The following is a 23,729-nucleotide window of genomic DNA, read 5'->3' on the forward strand; positions in this document are numbered from 1 at the left end:
GCGGTCAGGCGGCGGGCGCGCCGCGCATCAGCTCGGTCGCCTCACGGAACTCGGCGGCGGTGCCCTGCTCGATCGGGTGGCCGAACGTGGCCTGGAACTGGGCAGCGAGACCGGCGGCAAAGCCGATTGCCGCAGCGGTCTTCTGCATCTCGTCGAGCGCCGCCTGCCGGTCCTCGTCAACCGGCTCGTCGACGGGCCGTGATGGAGAAGGAGCGGGCCCGGACGTGTTGCCGCTCACCTGGTCCGGCACGACGGCCGGCGTCTGCGGCGTCGGCTCCGGCTTGACCGGCGCGTCCTCGGACTCCCGCACTGGCTCACCCATGTACGCCAGCGACCGCATGACCACCGCAGACTGCGAGCCGTCGTTGTACAGCGACAGACCGAACTGGTCACCGAGGTTGACCGCGCACCGCTTCACCGCCTGTGACAGGGCGGTCTTCATCGCAAGGTCGTGCGCGTCGCCGACGGACGGTTGGTTGACTGCGTCCCCGGCTGCGGCGTCCTCGAAGGTGGCGATCGGCCGGCCGTCGGTGTCCTTGATGGTGAGGCGGACCTGCGCCCGGTAGACGATCGTCCACGCGGGGTGGGGCTTGCCGTACTCCTCGCCTTGCTTGTTCTTCTTCCGGTAGTTCGGGTTCATGTGGTCGTGGACGAGGTCCAACGACAGGGTCTCGATGGTGTAGCCCTCGAAGCCGAAGATGCGGATCAACTGGCGGCGGACGTCCCATGCTTCGAGGTGGGACATGCCGCGCAGATGCTGGACGCGGTTGCCGCTGATGGGCTGGAGGAGGAAACCGATTTGTTGTTCGGTGAGGCGCGTCATCAGGCGCGGTCCTTCCGGGTGGTGGGTGCGAGTGCGATGCCGGCCAGGCAGACCAGCGCGGCGGCGAGGGTGCCTGCGGCGGATGCGGCAGCACCGGTGAACGGGATCGCTGCGAGCGTGGAGGCGATGGCGGCGGCCACGGTGACGGCCGTCCAGTGGGCGGCGAGACGGACGCTCATCGGGCACCCGCCTCGGTGACGCCGCTGAGTCGGTGGATCTCCCAGTCGTCCTCGCCGTAGGCGTACTCGGTCCACTCGCCACGGAAGTGACGCCAGCCGAGAGCGATGCGCTCTCCGGTTTCCGGGTGGGTGGTGATGGCGTCGCAGCGGAACCGCCAGTCGGTGGTGTCACCGGGCTCGGCGTAGGTGTGGTCGACCTCGAAGAACCCCGCGTCGGGCAGCATCCGCAGGTTGTCCGGGCGGACCGCGCCACGGCTGATCTTCGAGGCGAGCATGGCGGCCGTGTCGCCCTGCTCCCGCTCGCGCTTGCGGCTGCTGGCGTGGAACTCGCGGGCCTTCTTGACCAGCCACCGGGTGACCTCGGTGAGTACCTCGGTGCGGTAGTCGTCGAGGGCCTCGTCGAGCATGCTCTCCGGCAGCACCGACGGTGTCCCGGCGTAGGCGTACAGCTTGTCCCGGGCGCTCATGCCGCGCTCCCCTCGGATCGCTGCACGGGGAGCGGGCGGTAGCCGTCCTCCAACGCCACCTCATCCGCCACGTTCCGCTCACGCGCCGCGTACCGGATGCAGTCGTCGTAGTGGCCGCACGCCTCACAGCACGCGCCACAGTCACAGTTCTGCAGCATCAGATATCCCCGTCCTCGTCGTGTCGGTCGGCTGCGTTGCGGCAGCGGGGCGAACAGAACGTCGTCCCCGCCGGGACCGGGGCGGTGCACTCCGCACACGGCACGGTCTGCGGCGCCCACAACGGGCACCCGGTGTGCGGGCCGGACAGCAACTTGCGGCCCGCCCAGCACTCCTCGGGAATCGGGGGGTGCTGCGGGTACGGTCCCTCGGACTCCGGGCTGAAGTGGCGGCACGTCTTGCAGCCACGGGCGGCCGGGTTGTACCAGCAGCGCGCGATGTGCGCCTCTGCAGGAGCCTTCTTGGCATGGGTGCGGCGGCAGTGCGGGCACTGGTAGCGCACGACCTTCAGGCGGATCGCGGTTGTCATGCCGCCATCGCTCCCTTCGGGGAGGTGGTGAGGAGGAGGATCAGAGCGGCCGCGTCCCGGAACGCCTCACGAGACGAGCCCGCAGCAGCCGCCAACGCCTGCCACACCGGCGCGAAGTCGACGTCGACCAGCAGGAAGAACGGGATCATCGAGCCGCTGAACAGCGACACCGCGAGACAGACAGCGGCAGCCGGAGTGAGATCAGCGAAGAGCGTCAGCACGTCGCACCGCCCAGCTCGGGCAGGTCCCGGCCCACGCGGTAGTCGTGATGCAGCGGGCTGTCGTGCGGGTCTTCCAGCGCAAGCGTCTGCGTCTGCGTGATCTGCTCGGCCGGCCCGTGCGCCTGCCCAGTCCGCTGAGCAACCGCAGTGAACCGGTCCAGCGCAGCCTGCCGCTGCTCCGGGGTGGTCGGCATCGTCAGCGCCGCGTACAAGGCCGACCCCGCCAGCTTCTCGCCATGCAGCGCCCGGTTCAGGAGCTCGCTCACCTCGACGGCGTCAGCGTGGTCCTGCTCCAACTCGGCGACCCGGTCCCGCAGGCGGGCGTTCTCCTCGTGCTCCCGCCGCAACTCCGCAACCGCACGCTCAGCCAAACCAACCGCATCCGACGCCACCGCCACCTCAGCCGCCAACCCCGGCAACGGCTCGACGCCCTGCACCACAACCGGCGTCACAGTCCCCGACGTCTCCGACAACGGCCGGTCATCGTCCGGATGCGTCCAAAACTGGACATGAACCCCGTACTCGTTGACCGTCCAGTCCCAGCACTTCCCGTGAGCGTCGACCGGGGCAATGTCGTCGCAGTACTCGCGGGCCGCCTCAACCGTCGTGAACAGCTCCGGCTCCACCCCGTCGTACAGCGCCAGGAACAACTCCGGCGACCGCAACAGCCCGGCCGCCTCCAGACCCATCGCCCAACCAGCCGGCGTCTTCCGCCCGTTCTCCATCGACCGGACAATCACCGCGGCCGCAGCATTCACCAGCTTCGCGTTCATCGCCGCACCGCCAGACGAACCTCATCCATCACCGACTCGTCCGACGCCACCGTCACCGACACATGCACCCGCACCGGCGGAAACCCCTCAGAGTCCGACCACGTCCGCGTGTGCAGCGTCCACACCGTCTGACCCCACGGCAGAACCGTCGTCGTGACCGGGCCGCCCATCACGAACAGCCAGTCGGCGAGGACGTTCATGTCCGTTGCCGTCACCAGCACCCGGTCCGGCAGCGCCTCCCACGCGACGTGCGTCTGAGGCAGCTCCTTCTCGGTGACCGTCGTCTCGTAGGCGACTTCGTTGCGGCGGCGCGCAACCTGCGCCTCGGTGAACGTCAGTCGCGCCTTCGGCAGCGTCATCACGAGGACGCTTCTGCCGGGAAGATCAGTAGGATTGCTCAAGGTGATCCACTCCTTCGATGGGATCTGGTGGATTGCCGAGTCGTTGGGTCGCTCAGGCCGGGAAGTCGGAGCGGCCCTTCGGCGCGTTCAGGGGTTGTTCAGGCGCTCGCGGGGAGCTGCTGGCTCTGCTGGGACACCCACGTCTTCACGCGGTCCAGGTCGAAGCGCCGGCCGCGGAACGGGGTGTCCTCCAGCGGGCATCCGGCTTTGACCCACTCATTGACGGTCCAGTTGGAGACGCCGTAGTAGGCCATGAGCTGGGCGGTGGTCAGGAGCGGCGTGAGCCCGGTGGGGGCGAGCGTCTTGGAGCGCTCAGCGAGGGTCTGAGTCGCCATGGGGGGTAGACCTTTCTACTGTGTCAGTTGAAACTGAGGGCATGTCGAAGTGCCGTTGGAGGGGCTCGTCGAGTGCTGTGGTGATGAGCCATGCGGTGCGGAGCCGGCACTTTTTGGCTGCGGTCTTTCCGCGGCCGGTGACCTTGATGACGGTGGCGAGGCTGACGCCCTGTCCGCGGATGTCGACGGTTCGCGTCTTTTCGGCAAGGTCGACCTGGGTCACTCCGGTCCGCTCCATTGCGGCTCTGAGTGGCTGGCCTTCGTCCTTGCGGATCAGGTCGGTCATGTGTGGCCTCACGCCTGTTGGGGACTGCGGTGCGGCTTGGCGTCGCCGTTGATACATTTCTACTGTGTCAGTGTCGGTGAGGTCAAGTGAGTGTGCGTGAGTTTCGGTGGGTTGCTCGGTGGGGTGACGCGATTCGAATGCGTGTCCTATGGTGTGCGCATATGACGGCGGCGACGGCGTGCGACGGGGAGGTCACGCGACGCGTCGGTATCACGCCACGCTTCTACTTTCACTTGCAAAAGTAGAAGATCAGCATGCACTCTTGGCGCGTGGAGCATGAGGAGCGCACCGAAGACCTGGCGCAGCTACTCGCCCGTCTGAAGTCGACACACGGCGTCAGCTGGAGCGAAGTCGCGCGCCGCATCGGCGTCTCTCCAGCAGCGGTCAGCTCCTGGGCGAACCGCACCCGAGGCACCGGACGCGGGCCGAACCGCGACAACCTGCGCGCCCTCCACCAGGCCTTCCCAGACTTCACCGAAGACGAGATCTTCAAGGCCGCCGGCCGTCGTGCCCCCGGCCCCCTCGACTCCGACCGTGAGGCCAGGGTCCTGGAGTACTTCCGCGAGCTGACCGAAGAGCAGCAGCGGGCCAAGGAGATCGAGATGCGAGCGCTGTCCGAGGCGAACCGGACGAAGCAGGGCTAGGCGTACAACCCTTCGGGCCTCTCGCGTGTCTCAGCTAAATCGCGGCGCTCACTCAGCGTGCATTTATGCGCACGGAGAAGCTCCGAACGGTCGCGAATCCGCCATGCAAGGAGTACCTTCAAGCGCACGGCCGATGACCTCCCCCACGGCTACCATCCTGTCGCCTGCGTTCCGGGGGTCCGGCATGTGCGTCCGTGTCCAGTACGTCTCCACCTGGCCGACCGTCCCGTATGACGCCGACCGCAACGTGATCCAGATCCCCGCGCACTTCGAAGGCCAGTACGCCATCCGCGCCGTCCGCAGGGTCCTCACCGAACTCGCCGCCGAACAGCCCCCCTCCGGTGCACGCTGCTTCTGCGGGGAGCCCGTCCGGCTCCTCGCATACGTACCCGAGCAGCGAGAGAACGGAGAGCAGACGGTGATCCGACATGGGGCGTAGGACCGTCAACAACCCACGGCAGGTGCCGTCCAAGGCATGCGGCTGTGCCCGCTGCATGGACGTGTACCCGCCCGGCGAGAAGTACAGCGACCGCAGACGGCGACGGGACTGCACCGGCCCATGGCAGGCCCGCTATCGGGACCCGGCCGGAAAGCAGTGCTCCAAGAACTTCCCCATCGCAGACGGCGGGAAGAAAGCAGCCGAGGCGTTCCTCGACGACGTCCGCTCCAGGGTCAGGCGCCGCGAGTACGGCGACCCGAAACGCGGCGAGATCACCATCTCCCAGTGGTGGGACCTGTGGTGGCCGGCGCAGCCGAAGAAGGCCGTCACGACGACCAACCGCAAACTCTCCAACTGGCGCCACCACATCGAGCCGAAGTGGGGCCAGTGGCGGCTGTGCGACCTGGAGTACATCGAACTCCAGAAGTGGGTCACGGCCGAGGTGAAGGGCTACCACACCCGCAAGAAGGTGCTGGAGCTGCTGAACCAGATGCTGCGCTCCGCGGTGAAGGACGGCAAGCGGATCCCGTTCAACCCGGCCGCCGAGGTGGAGATTGGGGCGGCGCCGAAGAAGGACACCGAGGACACGCGGCCGCCGTCCCGGGAGCAGTGCGCGCTGATCCGTGAACATGTCGGCGTGTGGTACCGGCCGCTCGTCGTCTTCCTCGAAGAGACGGGGATGCGCTGGGGTGAGGCGACCGGCCTGCGGTGGGGGCACGTTGACCTGGATGCTAAGCACCTCAAGGTAAAGGAAGTGCTCACTGAGGACCGGGGGACCCTGTTCCGCAAGGCGGCTCCCAAGTCGGCCGCTGGCTTCCGCACGGTGCCTCTCACTCCGGCGGCTGTTGAGGCCGTGCGGACGATGGCTGCCCGTTTCAAGCCGGTGGAGACCGTCTCCCCGATCGGGGACGGGCGGGACCTGCATCCGAAGGAGCTGGTGTTCCGCGGGCCCAACGGCGGCACTCTTACCCGGCACAACTTCCGCAGGACGTGGATCCCTGCGATTCAGGCTGCTGGCCTGGCGCGGAAGGTACGGAATGAGGAGACGGGCCGGGATGAGTGGTGGCCGCGGGTGCACGATCTGCGGCATGTGTTCGCTACCCGGTTGAAGGATCTCGGGGTTCCGGAGAAGGACGTTCAGACGGTGATGGGTCACGACCGTGGGTCGAAGGTGACGTGGCTGTATCAGCACAGCTCCGAGGATGTGGCCGCTCAGGTGCTCGCCGTCATGGCGCCTGAGAAGTCCGCTGTTCGAGTCCTCAAGGCGGTGTAGGGGTGGGAGTCCACAAAGAGTCCACAACGCCCCCTCACCGGCCCTCACCGGATCTCACTCATACCGTTTATGCTGGCCAAGCTGCCGCAGGTTCGGGCTCATTGAGGTTCACTCAACCTCACCGACGCTCATGATCGCTTTACGCTTTCTCCTAAAGCGGGTGTCGCAGGTTCGAATCCTGCCGGGGGCACACGACTAAGGGCCAGTTCAGGGGCATGATCCCCTCGAACTGGCCCTTTGCCGTGATCACGGCCGTGCCACACACGTGCCAGAAATGCCACTACGGTGCCACATCGCCCCGCTCTTTGCGGATCATCGAGCCGAGCCGATCAGCGATCTCGCGGTCACGGCCGTTGACCATGTGCTGATAGATCAACGCAGCGCGGGGCGTGCTGTGCCCCATCCTGGTCATCAGCTCACGCAGGCTCGCGCCGGAGGCGGCGAGGGTGTTCCCGGTGTGTCGAAGATCGTGGAAGTGCACGTCTGCCGTGATGCCCGCTTTGGCGCGCGCGTTGATCCAGTCGTCCCGGAAGTTGCTCCGCCGGAGCCGACCTCCCTGGGGGCCGACGAAGACATGACCGTCACGCCCGGACCCAGCAAAGCTCTCCAGGTGCCCCGTCACGTCCGCCATGAGTTCGGTCGGAAAGGCCACCGGACGGACACCCGCAGCCGACTTGGGCGCCTTGTCGAAGAGAGCGCCGGTCTGCATCTCAGCCTGTGAACGGCGGACCATGAGCGCACCGTTCTCCGTGTCGATGTCCCGCCGGCGCAGGGAAGCCAGCTCCCCGAAGCGCAGCCCGGTGAAGGCAGCCAGCAGGACAAGCAGCCGGTAGCGCGGGATCATCGCATCGGCCACGGCGAACACCTCGGCCACGCTGAGGATCGGCCGCTCCGGCACGTCATAGCGGTCGGCGCCCTTGATCCGGCACGGGTTGCGCCGGATCAACTCGTCATCAATGGCCGTATTGAGGACCGCCCTCATGATCTGGTACGCCTTGACCACGGTCGGCTCACCGGTCCGGGTGAGCCATTCCGTACGCCAGGCCCGCACCTGTGCCGTGGTGATCGAGGACAGCGAGTGCTCACCGAAGGTGGGCAGCAGGTGCAGCCGGATCACCGACTCGTGCCGCTCACGCGTCCGGTCCTCAAGCTTGCGATCCCGGAGCCATGCCATGGCGTACTCACCGAAGTGGACCTTGCCCGCATCAGGGTCGGCCCAATGCCCGCGAGTGATGTCCGCCTCGATCAAGGCCAATGCGACTTCCGCGTCGGTCTTGGTGGCGTACGTCTTCTCTGCGCTGCGGAGCTGTCCCGTGTTCGGATCTCGGTAACGGACCTGCCACCGACCGGACTTGAGCTGACGGACCGAGCCGAACCGGCGACGCTTGCCCTGGTTGTTCGCCATCAGGCAACCCTCCTGAGTTCGCCAGGGTGGACGGTCACCGGCTGCACAGTGTTCGCGGCGATGTACTCGTCGAGCACGCTTTCCGAGATGCGGACGTTGCGACCGACCTTGACGAAGGCGATGCGGCGTTCCTCGATCAGCCGACGAGGGAAGCGGACGCCTGTACCAAGGCGAGCGGCGACCTGCTTGACGTCCAAGAGTTGATCAGCCATCACCACTCCCCCTCCATCTCGCGATCCGGCATGTCAGCCATGGCTTCGCGTGCGGTTTCACGGTTGCGCTCGATGTCGCGGCGGATGTTGGCGGCGAGCCAGGATTCGCCGGGAGTGTGGCCGTGGCCGGCGTAGGTCCAGTGGGCGAGGGTGAGGGTGGTTGCCTCGGTCTCGTCGTCGAGGTCGGGCGGCAGGCCAAGGGCTTGGCGTTGCTGGGCGGCGCGGTAGTCGGCACGCACCTGGCGTAAGGCGCCAAGGGTGGTCGAGTAGCGGCGGGACTTGGTCGAGAAGTGGCCGCGGAAGCCCAGCATGTGGGCCCAGTCCCGGAGCTTGCGATCCGGATAGAGCGCGTGCAGGTCCAGGCACGCTTCGATCAGCCGGGCGGGGTGGTCGGGCACGTCGAGGAGGACCAGGGCCTCTTTGTTGCCGATGCGGCGGTCGACGGTGCCGGTGGTTTCGGCGGCTTTGGTGGCGTACTTGGCGACGTAGGAGGCGACGGCCTGTTCCGTGATCTCTTCGCCATGGCCGAAGGCGCCAATCGGCTGCACGTCGAGCTGGGTGCCCCAGGTGAGGGTGCGTGCCGGTTGGTCCCCGGCCGGGTCGACGTCGACCGCGACGCGGGCGGCAGCGGCGTGGATCGCGTCGGTGAGGAGGTCGAGGGTGGCCCAAGCAGGCGGCGGATCGTCCGGCCCGCCCGGTCCGTCGAAACGGATCACCGCGTGAAAGTGCACGGCCCCGCGCTTTTGGTACTCGGCGACCTTGCCGAAGGAGACTCGGGACTGTTCCAGGGCGTCTTTCTGGGTGAGGCCGGCGTGGCGGGCGATCTCACGGCGGAGGTAGATCGTGAAGTAGCGCCACAGGTCGGAGGCGTGGTTGTTCCACAGCACCGCGCCCGCGTAGTCGTACATCTCCGGATCGAGCGGGGTGCCCAGCTCCGCGGCGTCCTCGCCGTGTCGGGTGCCGCAGCGGCATGGCCGTGTGCCGGGCCGGTTGTGGACGGGCCCGAACGAGGGGGCGGTGAGGGTGGCGAAGACCCGCGGGTGGTCGCGGATGGTGTGTGGGGTGCCTTTGTCGGGGTCGCCGACGAGGCCGGCGCGGATGAGGTGGTAGGTGTCGCCGGCGTAGGTCCAGGCGCAGGCCGGGCAGCGGGATGCGCGGCGGTTGCCGCAGGCAATGCGGAGCCGGCCGCCGGGTTCGGTGTCGGTCGAGTAGTGGTGCAGGACGTGCCCGGTGGCCCGGTCGCGGGTGACGGTCGAGCCCTGGAGGTGGATGGGGTCGGAGCAGCCTCCGGTGCGGCGGATCTGCTCTTGGACGCGGTCGAAGCCGGTGGACCCGGCCAGCCTCAGCAGGTCGTTGAGGGTGGTCGGGTCCAGGCCCGCCGCGGTGGCGGCATTGCTCACGCGTTGTCCTCCTCGGGCGGGTGACGGTCGATCCACTCCTCCGCGCACACCTTGTGCACGGGCTTGCCGCGGTCGGAGCGCAGCGGGGTGGGCTTGGTGCAGATCACGCACGGCTGGTCGCCGGTGTGGTCGAAGTGCTCAGGCGAGCGCCAGTCCAGGAGCGCCACGGCACTCACCTCCCGACCCGGACGAAGGCGGGGGTGGGGGTGCTGTGGCCGGTTCCCTTGCAGGTCGGGCAGTTCACGCGGAGGGTGGCGCGGGTGCCGTCGGCGTTGCGGGTGCCGGTGGCGATAGCGGCGGTGGCGAAGCCGTCGCAGTCGCGGCAGACGCGCGTGTTCCGGGCGTGCTGGGGCATGATGAGGCTTCCCTTTCGGGTCCGTTGGATCTGGAAGAGGTGCAGGCGCCCGGGGCGGCGGATCTTTGGCGAGAGAGCCGCCCCGGGGGCCGTTACTTGCTGCGGCGGTTGCGTCCGCGCGGGACGGGCGGGATGGAGTCGTAGGACTCCTGGCCCTCACGGAAGTCACTCAGGTCGGACACGTCCTTGTCGGTGCCGATCTCGCGCATGATCCGGTTCATGGCTTGGTGTCGCGGTGGCGGCGGGCGATCGCGTAGTCCCGGCCCAGTTCGACCATGCGTTCGTCGCGGGCGGGCTCGGGATCGGGCTTGCGGTTGAAGAAGCGCATGTCAGTGCTTCCTTTCCTGGTTGAGGAGCGAGCGGAGGACGACCGCGCACACGGCCACGGACATGGCGGTGATCGCGACCGCGAGGAGCATGGAGACCAGGACCGCGCCGACGACGAGGACCACGGCGGTGCCGCCGCCGACGAGGGCGAGCACGGTGCCCGGGGTGAGCTGGACCGTCGGCCGGTTCGAGGCCGGGGCGACCGGGACCGGAGCCGGAGCGGTCGAGGCAGGGACCGGGGCCGGTGCGGTGGTCGTCGGCTTGGTGGCCGGGGCCGGGGCGGTGTCTTGGGGCGGGTACTTCGGGGTGAACACGGTTGGATCTCCCTTCCGGGTCAGGGGGTGCAGCGGTGGGTGCGGGCGGAGAGTTCGGCAGCCGACCGGTCGCGGTGCTCTGTGGAGAACCCGCAGTTGGGGGCCGTGCAGGCAGCGGCGTGCTTGGTCTGGCCACGGCCGTTGTTGAAGGTGCCGACCTTGACGGGCCCCATCTGGATCACGTCGTAGAAGCGGTTCGGGCGCACGGGCTGTACCTCCTTGTCTGTCAGGCGAGTTGGGCAGCGATCGCGCCGGCGAGGTCTTCCGGGACGCCGAGGCGGGCGCGCAGGGTGGCGGTGTCGATGTCCGTTCCGGTACGGGTGCGGTGGTCGGCGGCGAGCTTCCGGGCGTGGTCGATCAGCGCCGGAGGCACCGCGGCAACAGCCGCGGGCAGAGCCGGAGCCGGCTCCGGAATGGCGACCGGTTCGGGTTTCGGGTCCGATGCCGCAGCCGGGGCCGGGGCAGCGGGGGCCGGAGGAACAGTCGCGTGATCCGGGGTCCGGTCGGGTGTGTGGGCGAGCAGGGTGCCGCCGAGGAAGGCGAGTGCGGGCCATCCGGCGATGCCGAGGCGGAGCAGAGCGGGCGGGTGGGCCAGGTCGAGGAAGCCGGCCGTGGCGACGTTGGCGCCGAGCGAGGCAACCAGGGCGGTCAGGAACCAGCACCAGGCCAGCCGAGAGCGGTGCGCCCGCAGTCGGCGCCAAGCCGCGACCATGAGCAGGTCGACGCTGATCGGATAGGCCCATGCCTTCCAGCCCGCCTGCCCGGCAGCGGCCGCGAGGTCGTGTAGGTGGGCGAAGGACAACGCTCCGGCGATCACGGCCTGTACGAGAACAGCGTCCGGGCGGATCGAGCGGGCCATGTCCTCACCTCCTTCAGGGGTGTTGGGCCAGGCGGGGCGGTTGTCGATTCCGGCCGCCCCGTCCCAGCGGGGTTCAGTCGGCGGGGGCTTCGCCGGAGCCGAAGCAGTTCAGGCACAGACCCGACTGCTCGCCCACAGCACGGCGCTTGCGACCGACGTGCACGGTCCGGGAAACCTCACCGCTGCCGTCGCACACCGGGCACTTCGCAGGCTCCGGAGCGGCGGGCTTGCGGCGAGGGGTGGACTTCCGCGCGGCCACGGTCATCACCCCTGACCGGGGTACTCGGGACCCTGGTTCGGGTCGTAGCCGGGCGGCAGCACGCCCGGGGGCGGCTCTGGGAGCGACGCAGCCAGGGCTGGGCCCACCAGGTCGATGAACTCCGGGTCGGCGCCGGGGATGTGCGCGTAGAGGGTCAGAGCGCCCAGCAGGGACACGGTGCGGTTGAAGTCGTCGTAGGGCTCGAACACGGCGGATCTCCCTCCTTCAGGCATGGCTCGGGTAGGGACCTGGCGCGAGACGGTCACGCCGGCCGGAAGAGCAGGGGGGTTACGGGCCGACGGGCTCGGGCTGTGCCGGGACGAGGTCCGGGGCCGGCTCGGTCCAGTCGACGGGCCGGAACGGGGCCAGGAACGGCAGCTCCGGCGTGAGGTGGGCGAAGTCGCGGCAGACGGCCGTGACCTCGTCGGGCGTGGTTTCCGGGGTGCGGATGCGGGACCAGCCGCCGGAGGTATCACCGGCCACCGCGACACCGGGCCGGTCCGGCGGGATCGAGGTCACCGCGAACACGGCGTCCGGGGCGATGTCGCCCAAGCCCATGTCGGCGGTCTGCTTGTCGTTGACCCGGTGCACGACCCGCCCGGTGAGCTGGGCACGCAGCGCGGTCGCGCCCTTGCCGAGGTCGGAGCCGAAGCGCTGCCCGCACACCTCCAGGTAGATGCCGACCGCGCGGGCCATCTGACCGAGGCGGACCAGTTGCATGACCGTCCTATCCCGGGCCGGCTCCTCCTTCTTCGAGGCGACGAGGAACAGTTCCGCCACCTCGTCGATCAGGACAACCAGCGGGACCGGGCGAACCTTGCCGGGCAGGCCCCACAGATCGGAGACCCCGTGCAGGGCGAGGAGGTCGAAGCGGTCTTCCATCTCCCCGACCAGCGCGTCAATCAGACGCCCGGCACTCTCCGGATCGGTGGCCAGCGCGGAGAGGCGGGGCGCATACGCCCGGTGCTCCACACCGCGCTTGCAGTCGATCCCAACCAGCCCCACCGGGAGCTGAGCCAGGCCCTTGACCAGGTTGCGCTGATACACGGACTTGCCCGACAGCGTGGCGCCCAAGGTCAGCGCCATGGGGACCTTGCGATAGTCCCGCTCGAAGACCGTGCCGTCCTCACGCATTGCGACCGGGACGACCAGGTCACGGGGCCGGGCCGAGCGCGGCATCCGCACCCGCTTGAGCACGTCGTACCCGGTCATCCGCAGTTCGACGTATCCGGGCTTGGTCTCCACCACGGTCACCGACTGCACGCCCCACGCGTGGCGGAGGCGTTCGGAGGCGGCGGCGACGTCCGCGGGCTCCAGGCCGGCCGGCAGGCGGAGAGTGGCGCGAAGCCCGGTCGACGTTCCGCGGACCCGGCGGACCCTCGGCGGCACCGGCCGGACCTCGTGCCGGGCCACGTTCCGCATCAGGAAGGCCCGGAAGCGGGACGGCTGCACCGTCAGCCCGCACACGTCCATCGTTGAGTGATAGGTCCAGGTGAACCGGGACCAGGTCACCGGTAACCCGACGAGCGACCAGTACACGCGCGGGGCGCGGGCCTTCGCGTAGCCGATCCCGCCGGCACCCGCAGCGACCGAGCCCAGTTCGAGCCAGGGCGTGACATCGGTCATGTCAGGCCGCCTGGGTGATCGCGACCGCGCGGAACGAAATCCCGTGCCGCTTCTCGCCGTTGAACGTGTTCTCCCAGTCGCGGGCCTTCAGGCCGACGACGCGGACCGGCATGCCCGGCGCCAGACCCTCCGGGTAACCCGTCTCCGGGATGGTCACCTGGTACAGGTTCCCCTCCCCCTCGTCCGAAACCAGCAGGCCCACGGTCGACAGCGCCGCACCGGTCTCCCGGTCCATGGCCCGCTCACCGGTCTTGGCGTTGGCGAGCTTGGGCGTCGGCGCGGTCGCCACGAACACCACAGCGGTCGAAGTGTCGATCTTGAAGGATGGCATGAAGAGCTCCCTGTGTCGGTGATTCGGAGCAGCCCAAAGAAGGCCCCTCTATCTCACAGTCCTGGGACTGCGAACGGCATAAGGAGACTGTGGCACGCAGTCCTAGGACTGTCAACAGTCCTGGGACTGTGCTTGACTTATCCCGTCGAGAGGAGTCGAGCGATGACGCCCAAGTGGCGGGAGCTAGCGGACAAGCTGGCTGAACAGATCAAGAGGGGTGAGTACGCGCCTGGCCAGCAGCTCCCGCAGATCAGGGAGCTAGTTGCGGCGGGCGAGGGCTCCAAGTCCACAGTCCACCAGGCCTACAAAGCCCTTGAAGCCGAAGGCCTGGTGACGTCGTCCCGCGGGCACGGCACCGTCGTGCGGCAGCGAGTCCCGCTCAAGCGGCTCGGCATTGCCAGGTACGACAAGGCCAAGTGGCGGGATGGCGACGAGGTGGCCTTCATCGCGGACCGCGTGGCCTCTGGGCGCAGCTATCGGCGGAATGAGCAGACTCAGACCGTCAACCGCGTGAAAGCTCCGCCGGCGGTTGCGGCGGCACACGGATTGCCCGAAGGGGCAGAGGTGTATGCGCGGGCACGGCTGGTGAAGGAGGGTGACCAGCCGACCCACACCCTCACCAGCTACTACCGGCCCGAACATGTCGAGGGGACACGACTGGTGGACCCGACGCCGGGGCCGGCTGGGCGCGGCGGTGGATTCCGGGTGCTGTACGACGCGGGATACGAGATCGACCACATGAAGGAAGAGATCTTCGCCAGGACGCCCACGCCCGACGAAGTGAAGCTCTTGCAGCTGCCGCCGGGCGAACCCGTCGTCGAGTTGCATCGGACGACGTACACGGCCTCTGGCACAGTGGTTGAGTTCGCCATCGGTGTGCACGCAGCTTCGCGCTTCGCCTGGGAGTACGACTTCAAGGTGCCGGACTCGGCGAGGGACGAGAAGGGGTAGTGATGATCTCCACTCAGGCATGGGCCGACGCACGACGCTTGTGGGACTACCACCAGATGGGCCACGCCCTGAAGCCGTGCTCAGTTGCGATCGGCTTGGGTAGCCATGACCTGGGTGTGGCCGATACGGCAGTGGACCTGTACAGGCGCGGCATGGCTCCCCTGCTTCTGTTCACGGGAGCCACCAGCCCGACGACACGGGAACGCATGCCGCGGGGTGAAGCTGTCCACTATCGCGAACGGGCCCTCGAACTCGGTGTCCCTAGCTCAGCCGTGCTCGTAGAGCCCAACGCCCGCAATACCGGCGAGAACATCCGCTTCTCCAGGGCCGTGCTTGCGGAGGCTGGCGTAGATGTCTCCTCCGTACTCCTCATCAGCAAGCCATACGAGGAGCGGCGCGCATACGCCACGGCGCGCAAGCTGTGGCCCGAAGTCGAGATCGTCAGCGCCTCCACTCCGATGACGCTTGAGGCGTACGCGGACTCCATCCAGGACTCTCGCTTGGTCATTGACATGCTTGTGGGAGCACTTCAGCGGCTGCTGATCTACCCGGAGCAGGGATACATGATCAGCCAGCCCGTACCGGATGACGTTCGTGAGGCTTACGAGCGGCTGTGCCGGGAGGGCTTCACCAGCCGACTCCTCGCCACTGACCAGCCGTCTGTTTGAAGCCCAGCTCATGTCAGGACAGTCAACGCCGCTCCACTCGGTCTCCGTGGCGGGAGTCGTCATGCGTGAGGACGGGCGAGTGTTGGTGATCCGCCGTGCCGACAACGGCACCTGGGAACCACCCGGCGGGGTGCTTGAACGTACGGAGGCCATCGAAGATGGGGTCCGCCGGGATCAAGATCCGCGTGGAGCGCTTGACCGGGGTGTACAAGAACATGACGGTCGGCGTTGTCGCCCTGGTGTTCAGGTGTCAGCCCGAAGGCGGTCACGAACAGCTCTCGGACGAGTCGACCGCTGTTGCATGGCTCACCCCGGACGAGGCCGTAGCGGCGATGAGCGAGGTCTACGCGGTACGCATCACGGACGCTCTGCGCGACGAGGCGCCGCACATCCGGACGCATGACGGCCGCAAGCTGACACCGCTGGTAGGCAACTGATCTTCGGCCGGCGTCCCGACCTGTTACAGGTTTCTCTACCTCATCAAGCCCCGCCCTTCCGGGCGGGGAGAGGGATCCCTCCATCCTCGACCCGCAGGATCCGGCAGAGCTCCCAGCCGTCGCGCACTTGGGAAAACAGGACTCGACAGCGCCACCCCTGGAATCGTCGGCATGCCCTTGCTCGACAGCCTCCAGGGCTAGAGCCTTCACCTCTCGGTCACCGGCCTACGGCGGACCGGTCCACGGGCGGGGGCTCTTGCCTTCGGCATCCGGTTGCTCTGGCCCAACGGCTTCCTGGCCGTTCGCTGCGTAGATCACACCCCACCGGCCCGCGCTGCGGGCCGGCGCCGGGCTCGGGGCTCGGGGCTGCGCTCATGCCTTCGGCCCGCGCCGCCCCGGCCCCGGCCCCGCGCCACCATCGATGCCCCGGGATGATCACGCATCACACTCCGACCCGCCAAGGGCCGACGCACCGGACCGAGCTTGATTCCCCGCCCTTGCCCCACACCGCCAGGCCGGACCCGGGGATGCGGCATTGCCCATGGGGCCTCACGCAGGGTGCGCCACGAACCCAGAAGACGCTTTGATCCAAAAGCAGGTGCGCGACGGCTGGGATCTCTGCCGGATCCTGCGGACCGTGGTAGGTGGGATCGTGGGTGGCTGGGGTGATCGACTCCACGACTTTAGCCAGCCACTTTGGGGCGAGCCTCGAAGATCATGGCCCCAACGTCGTGCTTTACCGGGCAGGTCCACAGACTGCCCGACGCGCCATCAGCTTACGGGGCCATGATCACTCGCCCCAAAGCAGCTCCCGGCCAAAGTCGCTCCGTCGATCACGTGGGCAGGCTTCGACCCGTGGAGCCCCCGTTCACAATCGTCGCCACGGGTACCGCCATGAGTTGTCATGCCTTCAGTCCAGCCAGACGAGCACTGCGTTATCCGCCCTGGCAGCAGCCCCGAAGAACTGTGCAAGACCGTCGTACCAACGACGCCCCCACTCCAGCGCCCCGGGCTCATCCCATCCAAGGGGATACACCTCGGCGCTGCTCAGTTCAGCAGGGTCCACCCCGCTGATGAGTTGGGTATAGCTGGTACCCCGCAGAGCCTCGGCCGCGAGCCGTACCCGCTCAGGTCGTAGGTACCTCGGAGGCCCGTACCCCCAGTCCTCGGCCTCTGCGAACGGCTCCTCACCGTCGATCACGCTCACCGGGAAGTCGCCACGCGCCAGTAGGAAGCGGAGCATGTCCCAGGCCTTGTATGTGCTGAAGTGACGTGCTTCGGCCGGGACGGGCTTCGACTCCTCCTCGGCATCCCGGGCCTCTTCGACGAAGTCCAGGGCCCCGTCAGGGTTTTGAATCACTCGGTCAAGCTCAGCAGCCGTGACACGTAGGTACTCACCGATCATGCTCATGGCCGGAGACTAGGCGCGGCCACTGACAACGACGCCCCGCCTGTCTCAGTTTCCGTCCCCTTCAGCTGTATGGCCGTCACCGACCGGCCACGGATCAGAAGGTGCCGTGCCCCGTCCGTGCCCGATCGTGCGGGAAGCCACGGGGAACCACGGTGGCGAGCGGGCACCGCGCAGCAAGAACGACCCCTGACCATTTGATGTGGTCAGGGGCCGTTCTCACTGCTCGCAGGGCGGAGGCGGTGGGATTTGAACCCACGGTGACATCGCTGCCACGACGGTTTTCAAGATCGTTTGGGGGAGGACTCGCCCGTTGAGACTCCATCGACCTCTCGTAAGCCCCAGGACTCACAAGCCTTGGATGCCCCAGAATGCACGCATGGACGCAGGCCTTGCAGCAATCCTCGGCGCAGTAGTTGGAGCATGCGGGACGGCTGTCGCAGCCGGTGTAACTGGGTTCCTCTCCCGGTCCCAGACGAAGTTGCAGCTAGGCACACAGGAGCGTCAGTTGGAGCGACAGATACGCGCCGATCTTGCTTCGCAACTGAGGGAGCCGCGACGACAGGCGTATGCCGACTATGCGGCGGAGGCCACGGCAAAATTGGACGCTGTTTGGTGGGCCACCAGCGCGCTGTCCGACGATCCGCCTCGCCGTGAAGCAGCCAGGGAGCGTCTAGGCAACCACGCTGACCTGATCAGCAGCAGTGCCGCATACGAGCGAGTTTTCATGGAGGGGCCCGAAGAAGTCTGTGGTGCCGCAGCCCAACTAGAGGCAGCGCTCACGCAAGCGACCCACCGGGTTCTTATCTGGCTTGAGCAAACCGAAGGCGGAGCACAACCCAACGGGCGTGACTTCCTCGCTGAGCTGGGCCGACTGCACAACGTTGCGGCGGACGCCAGGCGCAACTTCCGCATGGTCGCGATGGAGGCCATCCGGGCCGACGGAGGCCATCCCGAATCCCAGCGGTCGCGAGTCCGGAACGCCCCGAGCACGTAGGTCCCATGGAAGGCGCTCTGTTGGTTTTGTGCCTCCTGAGCGTGCCACTCTCGTGCCAGAACGGACGGGGTCTCACGGGGAACCGGAGTGCGAAGAAGCGCACACGGCTGAACTCCACCAAGGGTGGGGACGCACAGGTCAGGCCCGTGATCGCCCAACCTCGCTCCTAAAGCGGGTGTACGCGAGCCAGCATGTGAAGGTGCCGTGTCATCATCGGATAATGCTGACCGAGGAGGACGCGCGCCGACTGGTGCTTGCCGAGATCGACGACGTGCGGGGCCACATCACGTACGACCTTCAGATCCTGCGCGTGGAGGCCTTGCCGTTCGGGTGGATCTTCTACTGGGGGGCAGTCTGGGACGGTCAGAGCGGACAGCGCCCTCGGTTGGGAGGCAACGGTCCTTTCTTGGTGGACCGTGAAAACGAGCGGTTGATCCGAACTGCCACCAGCGTCCCCGTGGCCCGGCAGATCGCGGACTACGAACGCCGACTGCGGCGCGAAGCTCACGCGCGGAACACGGCAGCGAAGCAAGCTGCGCAGCAGCCATGAGTGTCTAGCTGCGTGACAACGCCGACGAAACAACGGCGGTCGAGCGCGAACGTCTGCGGACCATCAGCGCCGGTGAGAGCCGTACTGGTCCAGGGCAGAGCCCCCGCCCAAGTTGCTTCGGGACGAAGAAGTCATCGCTCAATGCCCCGCCATTACGGTTCCGCCATCGCAGCTTGCCCAGGTAGACGAACGCACCCCAACAGCGTGGCTGACGCCGGTGGGGGCGCAGCAAGGCATACGCGCGCCTGGTCGGCCGGCGCACCCGCCGCCGTGGGTGGCGGACTTTCGTCGACTGAGGCACAGGACCCCCAAGCCTCCCCCCCACCCCTACTCCGTTCAGGGTGAGGGCGTGAAGCCAGCGGATTGGTCGAGGTGGAACGGAGAGCCTGGGGCCGTCGGAGCCCAACCCTCGCGGAGAGCAAGCTGAATGGCCTGGGCAACGCCGGAAGGCAGTACAGGCGTGGCCTCGCGACCGAACCAGTTGCTCGGATGCGGCTGGTTGGTAGTGACCACAAGCGTCATCCCCGGGGTGTCCGCATGCTCGACCGTGAACGTGCACGGTGACCAGGCCAGCGCCTGGAAGTACGTCGGCCTGCCCCGCAGCCGCCAGCGGTAGGCCGTTCCGTCGACAACGATCCGTCGTGATCCCTTGCGGGCCAGCGCCATGTGTCTCCCCCTTCAACAGCGAAGATGCTAGCGAGCCCGGCCCCGCCGTCCGTCTCATTCAGCGCCGTTCACGGCCGTTCAGGCGAGACCGAAGGCGGTATCCGCTCCCACGGCCGGTCGCCCATGAACGCAGGTGAACAGCCCTGTACGCGGCCTCGCGAGGCACCACCACAGTTGGAAAGCGTGCACCTGCCATCGGCACGGGACAAGGGCGGTGCGCGGTCGGCGCTGGCAGGTCACTGCTTGGCCATCGACGAAGCCCAGCCGTCGGTTAGGTCCCGGACGAGTCTCCGGGCCGCCCCCAGACAGGCCAGGGATGCAACCATTCCCTTCAGAGCTGGAACCCCCGGAAGCCGACCGCGCGCCAGAGACCATAGCCGCCGGCACTGACAACCGATCCGACGGTGACCGACCGTCAGCTGTGGCCCCGCACCACAACCGCACCAGATCGCGCGGGGAACTACGGGGAATCACGGTAAAAGCAGCCGAGCCCGGCAGGGCTCGATCCGTACCGTTCACCCAGGTCAACGCGCGAACCCACTGCAAATGCCCGCAGCTTCCCAAGCTGAGGGCTTCTGGCGCCGTCGTCACGAACCGGCAGTCGTGGCTTGCTTTGGTCGACAGCACTGGCAGCGTGGTGGAGGCCGGTAAGGGTGCAGCGAGGCACACGCGCGCCTGATCGGTCGGCGTACCGGCCGTCGTGGCTGACTGTCGTCGGCTGAGGATCAGACGGGGTGCATCGCAGGGGCCGGCCGTCAGCAGAGTGCGGCAGAGCTGGGCTGTCTCTGAGCCATCCGAGGCCGCTCGACAGTGGCCAAGGACGACCACCAGGTGCACGGAACCACCGTCTCCGAGCAGCAAAACCGCAAGTCGCCAAGACCCCCGACAAGAAGACGAGTCGTGGCTCGCACATTGAACTCTGTTGATCTTGATCGACCGCTCAGGCCGTATCCTTCGCCGCATTGTTGTCGACTTTGAAGCGAGGACGCCGGGGCCAGGGAGCTCAGGGGTTCAGCAGGGAGAGAAGCTTATTCAGTCCGGGCTTAGTCAGAGTCCTAACGCCAAAGAACGGCATAGCCAAGGAAACAGCCACCATCATTGCGGCCTGATTGGTGTCGCCCCTGCATTCTGTGACATATGCGAGACATGCTCCCGCAGCGCCCAGGAGGAGATTCAACAGAAACGCAAGGAGCAGATACGCGAGAAGAACCTTAAGTTCGCGCGCTTTGGTGCGCTCAAGGGCTGCATCATTTTGAGTCTCATTTTTCAGCATGTCGGCCATTCCGCCTCCGTATCTCAGGGGAGGCTACAAACTAGAACAGGGTTTTGTCTCCCGTCCATGGAAGGCTAGAAGCGAGCTAAAATTGATCAATCTAAAAGATCACTGCTCATAGGAAGGGGCTGAAACGGTCACACATCGGACCTAGGTAATCACCTATCGACGCATCCGCCCCGCTCAGTTGGTCAGCGTGCCAACCGCTGTGGCCGGCTGTCCTCGGCCGAGGCTCTACCCCGTCGTACACGAGGCAGTCATGGCCGGATACGCAGCCGCGCTGAGCGACCTGGAGGAAGGCAAGCTGGACGACCAGGTTCGAGAGCGGTCCGAGATCATCGAGTGAGGCCCTGTGCCCGGCCCGTCTCAGTTTCCGTCTCATTCATCGACGTTCACGGCCGTTCAGGCGGGTCCCAGGAGTCTTCCAGTCTCGGTGGTCAACCGCCCATGAACGCAGGCGAACGCCCCCGAACGGCGCCCACGACCCCACCACCACAGTTGGAAAGCGTGTTGGCGGTGCCGGCTTGGGAGGCGGCGCGCAGCAGTACGCCGAGAACGGTCTGATGCGCGCCTGGCTTGGCCCGTTAGATGTAGGTCCAGCGCCATGCATTTGATCTGTAAGTGCACTTGATCTTCGCGCCGCCCGCGGTGGTGGTAATGGCGCCGTGGTCGCTGTTCCGGCAGAACTGTCCCGCCGAGTAGCAGTTTCCCGCGTTGGAGACGATCGAGCACGTGCCGGTGCTGTCCTCGCCGCTGCTACTCCCGCTGCCGGCGGCCTTGGCGGTGGTGGTCTTGGTGACAGTGACCGTGGGGCCGGGCTTCGCCTTGGCCTTGACGGTCTCAGTGACGGTCGGGCCGGGCTCGGGCGTGGCTGTGACGGTCGCGGTGATGGTCGTCGCGGGTTTGACCTTGGTCTCGACGGGCTGTTGCCCGTCGCCCCCGGCGGAGCCGATGAGCGCGCCCGTGATGAGCAGGGCCGTGCCGCCGACCCACACGAGTACGCGCTTGTGGAGCGGACGGGTGTCTGGTGGGCGTGGTGTCGGCGGTATGGGTGTGGTGTACGGGTTGGTCATCTCGTCCCCCAGGATGTTTCGGGTGGAGCGACCGTAGTGCCCAGCAGGGCCGTGTGTGCAGAGTGTGTAGGAGGGGTGGCCATTCTGTGACCCGCGCTCGGTCGGTGCTCCAGCGCGCAGGATGGTGGCGCCAGGCCGCACAGATCTTGGCAAGGTGTGCGAAGGCTTCAGGAGGAGATCAAGGAAGCGGTCCATCGGAGCTGTGCGGTACAGCAACGAAGTACAGCAACCCCAGCCACCGCCAGCACTCGATACCGGCTCTCACGGTCCTCCCAGTAGCCTGTATGACCACCAATGACCGATCTCTCCAGAGCTACGGATCAGAAGGTGTGAGGGGGGTGGGTGCGGAGCCATTCGGCGTCCCGGGACCATGCTGATCCGGAGACTCCTATCCGGCCACCCCCCTTGGCCGCCGTGTTCCTCAGCAAGGACATCGAACCGGCCCATTTCTGCTGGGGAAGCTAACACCCGCCGCTGACAGGGGGCTTGAGGCCACGTTTGGTGCCGACGCTACACGTGCCAGATCCGTGCCAGGTCGGGCGGGGAACAGCGGGGAATACAGGGGACTGAGCCAGCGGCCAGCCGGACGCCGACACCGCTCCGCCCTAGGTCAGCAGCGCGGTCGGCCCTGGATCACCTTAGCTTCCCAAGCTCAGGGCGCTCATCCCGTTTCCGCCGACATGGCCTCTGGATACGAACGCTGTGGCCAGTTGCACATGAACCGTGGCCGCCTGCAACTGGCCATGGCCGGGGGTCATCCCATTCCGGCACGTTCCTTCGCCGATGCTTGCCGGGGCGTCGGGTGGTCCAGGTGGACTACCACGGTGGTGTAGAAGCGGTGCACAGCGTCGTCGACGCTCCGGATGAAGCCGGATTCGGCGTTACCTCGGCTGCTCCCCATGCTCTTGAACAGGGACAAGCGGAAGCCGGTGATGTGGGTGTCGTTGTTCTTCGGGAGCATGTCCGCCGGCTCGGGGCGGAGCCGTTCCAACGTGCCCCGTGGCCCCCCGGTCTCTCCTTCGACCAGGGTTTCGATGTGGAGGTCTGCCGGTGCCTCGGCCAGGCGGCGGATGAGGCGTTTGGCCCACGTCAGCGGGTATCCCTGCTCGGGTGCGGGGATCTCGATGGAGGTGCGGAGCTTGCCGGTGCGCAGGTCGGCGCTGATCGCCAGAATTCCGGGCGCGCCCTCGATCCGGAGCTCTGCCTGAAGTCTGCCGTCGAGGCAGAGCTGATCGGCCAGGCGGCTGCGGCGTGCTTTCGGATCGGCTCCACGCTTGGCGCGCTGGACGGGCAGTACCTTCTGTCCGAGCTCGCCACCGAGGCTGAGGCAGATCTGGCGGATGAGCCGTTCCCAGCTCTCGACCACGTCCAAAGCGCGCGGGTCGCCCTGGCATAGGGTTTCGTCGTCTATTCCGTTGCGTACGGGGACCCAGGCCGATCCCATGTTCTGGAAGCCGTGGCAGCCGGAGTTCTCATGCCGCAGGTAGTGCAGCAGTTCCTGGAGCAGCCAGGCATGTGCCTTGTCTCCGACCCCCTCGTGCCGGATCAGCATCTGTGCCTGGTGGGTGACTTCGGCCCAGGACAGGTGCCAGACAGCCACCTTGTGCTTGCGCCGGCCGTCGATCTTGACGTCGACGAGCGGGCTGCCTTCAAGCGCAACGTCGTTCGACAGTGTGATCACGGCCTCGTAGCCACGGCGTGCGGCGATGTCTACGTATGCCTGCACCTGCTCGGGCTTGAGGTCGTTGCCGTTGGTCTTGATCTCCACCAGCGCGGTCCACAGTTTGCCTGCCCGCTCGACACGGATCACCCCGTCGGGGCGTCGCGGTGTATCGCCGTGCGGCAGGGAGACCTCGGTGAACGTCTCCATACGGCCCGCCGGTGCTCCGAACGCCGCCGTGAGTCTCCGGCCGAACTCCGGCACCTGCGCCATCACCGACAGCAGTACCGAGGTGGCACGCATCTCCCGGTCCCGGTCACTCTTGAGCACCGAAACCGGAAAGAGCCTGGCCTGCTTCCAGGACTCATTGTCCGCCAGAGACTTCCTGGCCACGCGGGGCACCGTGACCTTCTTCTTCGCGGTGCGAGGCCGCGCCGCCTTCTTCGGCCCCACGTCGTCGCCAGGCGGGCGGGGAGCCGGAACCGGGCCTGGCGTAAGAAGCCGTATCTCAACCGAATGTGATCCCTTGATTTCTGCTGGTCATGCATGGTCTCGTTCGGGGTGAGGGAGGCATGGGGCGTCTTGTGTCCG

At 67.2% G+C, this 23,729-nt stretch carries 31 protein-coding genes and 2 pseudogenes; 8 read left to right on the top strand and 25 right to left on the bottom strand.

Translation table 11 applies throughout. From position 1 onward, the window contains the following. Positions 1 to 4 precede the first annotated feature (4 nt). The 9 genes from ACZ4EG_RS31790 to ACZ4EG_RS31830 form a co-directional block, all read right to left on the bottom strand. Positions 5 to 823 carry a Rad52/Rad22 family DNA repair protein gene (locus ACZ4EG_RS31790; RefSeq protein ID WP_467793036.1) on the bottom strand — a complete coding sequence of 273 codons (819 nt, stop codon included), beginning with the start codon at positions 821 to 823 and terminating at the stop codon, positions 5 to 7. Beyond that, on the bottom strand, positions 823 to 1,002 hold the full coding sequence (locus tag ACZ4EG_RS31795) for a hypothetical protein (protein ID WP_467793037.1): 180 nt from the start codon (positions 1,000 to 1,002) through the stop codon (positions 823 to 825). The genes ACZ4EG_RS31790 and ACZ4EG_RS31795 overlap by 1 nt, the downstream gene beginning before the upstream one ends. After that, positions 999 to 1,469: a hypothetical protein gene (locus ACZ4EG_RS31800; protein ID WP_467793038.1), complete on the bottom strand. Its 471-nt coding sequence runs from the start codon at positions 1,467 to 1,469 to the stop codon at positions 999 to 1,001. Before ACZ4EG_RS31800 ends, ACZ4EG_RS31795 begins: the two co-directional genes overlap by 4 nt. Before the next feature lie 157 nt (positions 1,470 to 1,626). Then, complete coding sequence (locus ACZ4EG_RS31805) at positions 1,627 to 1,995, bottom strand: hypothetical protein (protein WP_467793039.1); 369 nt, start codon at positions 1,993 to 1,995, stop codon at positions 1,627 to 1,629. Beyond that, positions 1,992 to 2,216, bottom strand: coding sequence for a hypothetical protein (locus ACZ4EG_RS31810; RefSeq protein ID WP_467793040.1), 225 nt, complete (start codon positions 2,214 to 2,216; stop codon positions 1,992 to 1,994). Before ACZ4EG_RS31810 ends, ACZ4EG_RS31805 begins: the two co-directional genes overlap by 4 nt. Beyond that, the gene (locus ACZ4EG_RS31815; protein WP_467793041.1) at positions 2,210 to 2,989 is read right to left on the bottom strand and encodes a hypothetical protein; all 780 of its coding nucleotides are present in this window, start codon (positions 2,987 to 2,989) and stop codon (positions 2,210 to 2,212) included. Before ACZ4EG_RS31815 ends, ACZ4EG_RS31810 begins: the two co-directional genes overlap by 7 nt. Then, entirely contained in the window at positions 2,986 to 3,348 is a 363-nt protein-coding gene (locus tag ACZ4EG_RS31820) for a hypothetical protein (protein ID WP_467793042.1), read from the bottom strand. Before ACZ4EG_RS31820 ends, ACZ4EG_RS31815 begins: the two co-directional genes overlap by 4 nt. Before the next feature lie 140 nt (positions 3,349 to 3,488). After that, positions 3,489 to 3,725, bottom strand: a complete 237-nt coding sequence (locus tag ACZ4EG_RS31825) for a hypothetical protein (protein ID WP_467793043.1) — start codon at positions 3,723 to 3,725, stop codon at positions 3,489 to 3,491. Beyond that, positions 3,703 to 4,011: an XRE family transcriptional regulator gene (locus ACZ4EG_RS31830; protein WP_467793044.1), complete on the bottom strand. Its 309-nt coding sequence runs from the start codon at positions 4,009 to 4,011 to the stop codon at positions 3,703 to 3,705. Before ACZ4EG_RS31830 ends, ACZ4EG_RS31825 begins: the two co-directional genes overlap by 23 nt. Before the next feature lie 269 nt (positions 4,012 to 4,280). Here ACZ4EG_RS31830 and ACZ4EG_RS31835 point away from each other — a divergent pair, with 269 nt between their 5' ends. From ACZ4EG_RS31835 to ACZ4EG_RS31845, 3 genes are all read left to right on the top strand, one after another. After that, positions 4,281 to 4,655 (top strand): helix-turn-helix domain-containing protein, encoded by a 375-nt coding sequence (locus tag ACZ4EG_RS31835; RefSeq protein ID WP_467793045.1) that lies wholly within the window; start codon positions 4,281 to 4,283, stop codon positions 4,653 to 4,655. A gap of 184 nt (positions 4,656 to 4,839) precedes the next feature. Continuing rightward, the gene (locus ACZ4EG_RS31840; protein ID WP_467793046.1) at positions 4,840 to 5,094 is read left to right on the top strand and encodes a hypothetical protein; all 255 of its coding nucleotides are present in this window, start codon (positions 4,840 to 4,842) and stop codon (positions 5,092 to 5,094) included. After that, complete coding sequence (locus ACZ4EG_RS31845; protein WP_467793047.1) at positions 5,084 to 6,367, top strand: tyrosine-type recombinase/integrase; 1,284 nt, start codon at positions 5,084 to 5,086, stop codon at positions 6,365 to 6,367. Before ACZ4EG_RS31840 ends, ACZ4EG_RS31845 begins: the two co-directional genes overlap by 11 nt. A 280-nt stretch (positions 6,368 to 6,647) precedes the next feature. Here ACZ4EG_RS31845 and ACZ4EG_RS31850 read toward each other — a convergent pair whose 3' ends face one another. The 11 genes from ACZ4EG_RS31850 to ACZ4EG_RS31900 form a co-directional block, all read right to left on the bottom strand. After that, on the bottom strand, positions 6,648 to 7,772 hold the full coding sequence (locus ACZ4EG_RS31850; protein ID WP_467793048.1) for a tyrosine-type recombinase/integrase: 1,125 nt from the start codon (positions 7,770 to 7,772) through the stop codon (positions 6,648 to 6,650). Then, positions 7,772 to 7,984, bottom strand: a complete 213-nt coding sequence (locus tag ACZ4EG_RS31855) for an excisionase family DNA-binding protein (RefSeq protein ID WP_467793049.1) — start codon at positions 7,982 to 7,984, stop codon at positions 7,772 to 7,774. Before ACZ4EG_RS31855 ends, ACZ4EG_RS31850 begins: the two co-directional genes overlap by 1 nt. Beyond that, the gene (gene repSA / locus ACZ4EG_RS31860) at positions 7,984 to 9,384 is read right to left on the bottom strand and encodes a replication initiator protein RepSA (RefSeq protein ID WP_467793050.1); all 1,401 of its coding nucleotides are present in this window, start codon (positions 9,382 to 9,384) and stop codon (positions 7,984 to 7,986) included. Before repSA ends, ACZ4EG_RS31855 begins: the two co-directional genes overlap by 1 nt. Beyond that, a complete protein-coding gene (locus ACZ4EG_RS31865) occupies positions 9,381 to 9,551 on the bottom strand; it encodes a hypothetical protein (RefSeq protein ID WP_467793051.1) in 171 nt (56 codons plus the stop codon). The genes repSA and ACZ4EG_RS31865 overlap by 4 nt, the downstream gene beginning before the upstream one ends. A gap of 5 nt (positions 9,552 to 9,556) precedes the next feature. After that, a complete protein-coding gene (locus ACZ4EG_RS31870) occupies positions 9,557 to 9,739 on the bottom strand; it encodes a hypothetical protein (RefSeq protein WP_467793052.1) in 183 nt (60 codons plus the stop codon). Positions 9,740 to 10,068: 329 nt separating this feature from the next. Then, positions 10,069 to 10,380: a SpdD protein gene (locus ACZ4EG_RS31875; protein WP_467793053.1), complete on the bottom strand. Its 312-nt coding sequence runs from the start codon at positions 10,378 to 10,380 to the stop codon at positions 10,069 to 10,071. Between the two features lie 20 nt (positions 10,381 to 10,400). Continuing rightward, positions 10,401 to 10,586, bottom strand: a complete 186-nt coding sequence (locus tag ACZ4EG_RS31880; protein ID WP_467793054.1) for a mobile element transfer protein — start codon at positions 10,584 to 10,586, stop codon at positions 10,401 to 10,403. Positions 10,587 to 10,606: 20 nt separating this feature from the next. After that, complete coding sequence (locus ACZ4EG_RS31885) at positions 10,607 to 11,239, bottom strand: DUF2637 domain-containing protein (protein ID WP_467793055.1); 633 nt, start codon at positions 11,237 to 11,239, stop codon at positions 10,607 to 10,609. 264 nt (positions 11,240 to 11,503) lie between these two features. Continuing rightward, the gene (locus ACZ4EG_RS31890) at positions 11,504 to 11,707 is read right to left on the bottom strand and encodes a hypothetical protein (RefSeq protein ID WP_467793056.1); all 204 of its coding nucleotides are present in this window, start codon (positions 11,705 to 11,707) and stop codon (positions 11,504 to 11,506) included. Between the two features lie 79 nt (positions 11,708 to 11,786). Beyond that, a complete protein-coding gene (locus ACZ4EG_RS31895) occupies positions 11,787 to 13,124 on the bottom strand; it encodes an FtsK/SpoIIIE domain-containing protein (RefSeq protein WP_467793057.1) in 1,338 nt (445 codons plus the stop codon). 1 nt (position 13,125) lies between these two features. Next, entirely contained in the window at positions 13,126 to 13,455 is a 330-nt protein-coding gene (locus ACZ4EG_RS31900; RefSeq protein WP_467793058.1) for an SCO3933 family regulatory protein, read from the bottom strand. A 162-nt stretch (positions 13,456 to 13,617) separates the two neighbouring features. On the opposite strand from ACZ4EG_RS31900, the gene ACZ4EG_RS31905 reads away from it, so the two are divergent. The 3 genes and pseudogenes from ACZ4EG_RS31905 (at position 13,618) to ACZ4EG_RS31915 (ending at position 15,511) form a co-directional block, all read left to right on the top strand. Continuing rightward, a complete protein-coding gene (locus tag ACZ4EG_RS31905; RefSeq protein WP_467793059.1) occupies positions 13,618 to 14,406 on the top strand; it encodes a GntR family transcriptional regulator in 789 nt (262 codons plus the stop codon). A gap of 2 nt (positions 14,407 to 14,408) precedes the next feature. After that, positions 14,409 to 15,074: a YdcF family protein gene (locus tag ACZ4EG_RS31910; protein ID WP_467793060.1), complete on the top strand. Its 666-nt coding sequence runs from the start codon at positions 14,409 to 14,411 to the stop codon at positions 15,072 to 15,074. 10 nt (positions 15,075 to 15,084) lie between these two features. Further along, positions 15,085 to 15,511 (top strand): annotated as a pseudogene (locus tag ACZ4EG_RS31915) (NUDIX hydrolase). Between the two features lie 910 nt (positions 15,512 to 16,421). Here the strand turns inward: ACZ4EG_RS31915 and ACZ4EG_RS31920 are convergent. Then, positions 16,422 to 16,922: a YfbM family protein gene (locus ACZ4EG_RS31920; protein WP_467793061.1), complete on the bottom strand. Its 501-nt coding sequence runs from the start codon at positions 16,920 to 16,922 to the stop codon at positions 16,422 to 16,424. 1,214 nt (positions 16,923 to 18,136) lie between these two features. Between ACZ4EG_RS31920 and ACZ4EG_RS31925 the strand changes: the two genes are divergently transcribed. Beyond that, a complete protein-coding gene (locus ACZ4EG_RS31925) occupies positions 18,137 to 18,466 on the top strand; it encodes a hypothetical protein (protein ID WP_467793062.1) in 330 nt (109 codons plus the stop codon). Between the two features lie 336 nt (positions 18,467 to 18,802). Here the strand turns inward: ACZ4EG_RS31925 and ACZ4EG_RS31930 are convergent, their stop codons facing one another. Continuing rightward, positions 18,803 to 19,132, bottom strand: a complete 330-nt coding sequence (locus tag ACZ4EG_RS31930; protein WP_467793063.1) for a hypothetical protein — start codon at positions 19,130 to 19,132, stop codon at positions 18,803 to 18,805. A gap of 1,003 nt (positions 19,133 to 20,135) precedes the next feature. Then, positions 20,136 to 20,414 (bottom strand): hypothetical protein, encoded by a 279-nt coding sequence (locus tag ACZ4EG_RS31935; RefSeq protein WP_467793064.1) that lies wholly within the window; start codon positions 20,412 to 20,414, stop codon positions 20,136 to 20,138. 187 nt (positions 20,415 to 20,601) lie between these two features. Here ACZ4EG_RS31935 and ACZ4EG_RS31940 point away from each other — a divergent pair, with 187 nt between their 5' ends. After that, positions 20,602 to 20,751, top strand: a complete 150-nt coding sequence (locus ACZ4EG_RS31940; protein WP_467793065.1) for a hypothetical protein — start codon at positions 20,602 to 20,604, stop codon at positions 20,749 to 20,751. A 238-nt stretch (positions 20,752 to 20,989) separates the two neighbouring features. Here ACZ4EG_RS31940 and ACZ4EG_RS31945 read toward each other — a convergent pair whose 3' ends face one another. Further along, positions 20,990 to 21,478, bottom strand: coding sequence for a hypothetical protein (locus ACZ4EG_RS31945; RefSeq protein ID WP_467793066.1), 489 nt, complete (start codon positions 21,476 to 21,478; stop codon positions 20,990 to 20,992). A 754-nt stretch (positions 21,479 to 22,232) separates the two neighbouring features. Next, positions 22,233 to 23,630: pseudogene (locus ACZ4EG_RS31950) on the bottom strand (TerD family protein); the annotation flags it as partial. Between the last annotated feature and the right edge of the window lie 99 nt (positions 23,631 to 23,729).

Source organism: Streptomyces sp. NPDC025638 (assembly GCF_055558775.1).

Bases quoted from the DNA above. Each gene is read 5' to 3' on its own strand.
- ACZ4EG_RS31790 (WP_467793036.1), bottom strand. From the start codon at position 823: ATGACGCGCCTCACCGAACAACAAATCGGTTTCCTCCTCCAGCCCATC.
- ACZ4EG_RS31795 (WP_467793037.1), bottom strand. From the start codon at position 1,002: ATGAGCGTCCGTCTCGCCGCCCACTGGACGGCCGTCACCGTGGCCGCC.
- ACZ4EG_RS31800 (WP_467793038.1), bottom strand. From the start codon at position 1,469: ATGAGCGCCCGGGACAAGCTGTACGCCTACGCCGGGACACCGTCGGTG.
- ACZ4EG_RS31805 (WP_467793039.1), bottom strand. From the start codon at position 1,995: ATGACAACCGCGATCCGCCTGAAGGTCGTGCGCTACCAGTGCCCGCAC.
- ACZ4EG_RS31815 (WP_467793041.1), bottom strand. From the start codon at position 2,989: ATGAACGCGAAGCTGGTGAATGCTGCGGCCGCGGTGATTGTCCGGTCG.
- ACZ4EG_RS31820 (WP_467793042.1), bottom strand. From the start codon at position 3,348: ATGACGCTGCCGAAGGCGCGACTGACGTTCACCGAGGCGCAGGTTGCG.
- ACZ4EG_RS31825 (WP_467793043.1), bottom strand. From the start codon at position 3,725: ATGGCGACTCAGACCCTCGCTGAGCGCTCCAAGACGCTCGCCCCCACC.
- ACZ4EG_RS31830 (WP_467793044.1), bottom strand. From the start codon at position 4,011: ATGACCGACCTGATCCGCAAGGACGAAGGCCAGCCACTCAGAGCCGCA.
- ACZ4EG_RS31840 (WP_467793046.1), top strand. From the start codon at position 4,840: ATGTGCGTCCGTGTCCAGTACGTCTCCACCTGGCCGACCGTCCCGTAT.
- ACZ4EG_RS31845 (WP_467793047.1), top strand. From the start codon at position 5,084: ATGGGGCGTAGGACCGTCAACAACCCACGGCAGGTGCCGTCCAAGGCA.
- ACZ4EG_RS31850 (WP_467793048.1), bottom strand. From the start codon at position 7,772: ATGGCGAACAACCAGGGCAAGCGTCGCCGGTTCGGCTCGGTCCGTCAG.
- ACZ4EG_RS31855 (WP_467793049.1), bottom strand. From the start codon at position 7,984: ATGGCTGATCAACTCTTGGACGTCAAGCAGGTCGCCGCTCGCCTTGGT.
- ACZ4EG_RS31870 (WP_467793052.1), bottom strand. From the start codon at position 9,739: ATGCCCCAGCACGCCCGGAACACGCGCGTCTGCCGCGACTGCGACGGC.
- ACZ4EG_RS31885 (WP_467793055.1), bottom strand. From the start codon at position 11,239: ATGGCCCGCTCGATCCGCCCGGACGCTGTTCTCGTACAGGCCGTGATC.
- ACZ4EG_RS31895 (WP_467793057.1), bottom strand. From the start codon at position 13,124: ATGACCGATGTCACGCCCTGGCTCGAACTGGGCTCGGTCGCTGCGGGT.
- ACZ4EG_RS31900 (WP_467793058.1), bottom strand. From the start codon at position 13,455: ATGCCATCCTTCAAGATCGACACTTCGACCGCTGTGGTGTTCGTGGCG.
- ACZ4EG_RS31905 (WP_467793059.1), top strand. From the start codon at position 13,618: ATGACGCCCAAGTGGCGGGAGCTAGCGGACAAGCTGGCTGAACAGATC.
- ACZ4EG_RS31910 (WP_467793060.1), top strand. From the start codon at position 14,409: ATGATCTCCACTCAGGCATGGGCCGACGCACGACGCTTGTGGGACTAC.
- ACZ4EG_RS31920 (WP_467793061.1), bottom strand. From the start codon at position 16,922: ATGAGCATGATCGGTGAGTACCTACGTGTCACGGCTGCTGAGCTTGAC.
- ACZ4EG_RS31925 (WP_467793062.1), top strand. From the start codon at position 18,137: ATGCTGACCGAGGAGGACGCGCGCCGACTGGTGCTTGCCGAGATCGAC.
- ACZ4EG_RS31930 (WP_467793063.1), bottom strand. From the start codon at position 19,132: ATGGCGCTGGCCCGCAAGGGATCACGACGGATCGTTGTCGACGGAACG.
- ACZ4EG_RS31935 (WP_467793064.1), bottom strand. From the start codon at position 20,414: ATGGCCGACATGCTGAAAAATGAGACTCAAAATGATGCAGCCCTTGAG.
- ACZ4EG_RS31945 (WP_467793066.1), bottom strand. From the start codon at position 21,478: ATGACCAACCCGTACACCACACCCATACCGCCGACACCACGCCCACCA.